The organism is Bacillus stratosphericus, from assembly GCF_020524495.1.
In the GTDB taxonomy this organism is placed as follows: Bacteria; Bacillota; Bacilli; order Bacillales; family Bacillaceae; genus Bacillus; species Bacillus stratosphericus_B.
In genome coordinates this window covers 1-1259 of the sequence record NZ_JAIVLB010000086.1, presented here as the reverse complement: position 1 = coordinate 1259, position 1259 = coordinate 1, and the positions used below count along the sequence as shown (strand labels likewise).

The 1259-nt window shown below is 39.9% G+C and carries 2 protein-coding genes; both read left to right on the top strand.

Annotated features, from left to right (window positions below):
- Positions 1–292: 292 nt before the first annotated feature.
- A complete protein-coding gene (locus LC033_RS16510) occupies positions 293–805 on the top strand; it encodes a phage terminase small subunit P27 family (protein WP_226570322.1) in 513 nt (170 codons plus the stop codon).
- The coding region (locus tag LC033_RS16505) for a terminase large subunit domain-containing protein (protein WP_226570320.1) at positions 802–1259 on the top strand (458 nt) is incomplete at its 3' end. The genes LC033_RS16510 and LC033_RS16505, both read left to right, overlap by 4 nt.

Below are 1259 nucleotides of genomic sequence, written 5' to 3'. Positions count from 1 at the left end.
ATAACCTCGAAAGCATGTGTAATAGCTGTCACAACAAGGTGCATGGCAAGCGAGGGTCATAAGTCCCCCCCCCGGCATTAAATCCCTAGAAAACGGCTTTGTGAAGATCGATGAGCCGTAGTCTACAAACAAACACCGCTTTTCAAAGTTTCCGAAAACACGAAAAACCCCCTCGGTCAAAATACCGAGAGGGCTTGATACGACTGGTTTTGTTGTTAATTCGATCATAGCATGATTTTGCTTAAAAACAAGCATAAATTTAAAAAATTTGAAACGGAATGAGGTGAAAAATATGCCGAGACCTGCAAAATCCGCAACGCTTCAATTAATACAAGGTAACCCAAATAAGAAAAATACTGACGAGTTGGCGATGCGTGCTGAACAAGAACAGAAAATGAAAATGCGTTCTGACAATATGAAACCTCCTTCATGGTTGGATAAGGTTGCTAAAAAGGAATTCAAACGGATTGCCGAGTTATTAAAGGAAGTGGACATTATAACGGAGGCAGACATCAGCATGTTGGCCGCCTATTGCAATGCCTATTCACAATACATTTCTATAACTAAAGTGATTGATGAAGATGGGATCATGGTTCATAAAGAAGGTTTTGATGAAGATGGGAATCCAATTGAATTAATTGGAGAAGAACATCCTTTATTGAAACGGCAGAAAAACTTTTTTGATCAAATGAAGTCAGCTGCAAATGATTTTGGTCTCACTCCATCAGCGCGCGCAAAATTGGCTATCACCAAAACACAGGAGATCAGAGAAAAGACGGCAGCGGAAAAGGAGTTTAATATATGACGACTATCAAACAATTTATGATTGATTATTCCCGTGATGTGCTATCAGGGGAAATTTTGGCGTGCAAAAAACACCAGTGGGCTTGTGAACGCTTTTTAAAAGATATTGAAAGGGAAGGAACAGCAGATTTCCCTTATTTCTTTGATGACGAGAAGGCAAGGCGATTCCTATTCTGGATGACACAATTTAAACATACAAAGGGTCCTTTACAAGGTGAAAATATTGTACCTGAACCCATTCAGATTTTTATTTTCGGTAATATTTACGGTTGGGTACATAAAGATACGGGATACAGGAGATTCAAAAAAGCTTACTGGCAAGTCGGCCGTAAAAACGCCAAGACACAAAGCCTTGCTTGTGTGGGGTCGTTTGAGGCATTCGCAAACGATGAATACATGTCTGAGGTGTATATTGGTGCAACAAAAACCGAGCAAGCCAAAATATGTTGGAATGA

Coding starts and splice junctions, on each gene's coding strand:
- LC033_RS16510 (WP_226570322.1), top strand. CDS start 293: ATGCCGAGACCTGCAAAATCCGCAACGCTTCAATTAATACAAGGTAAC.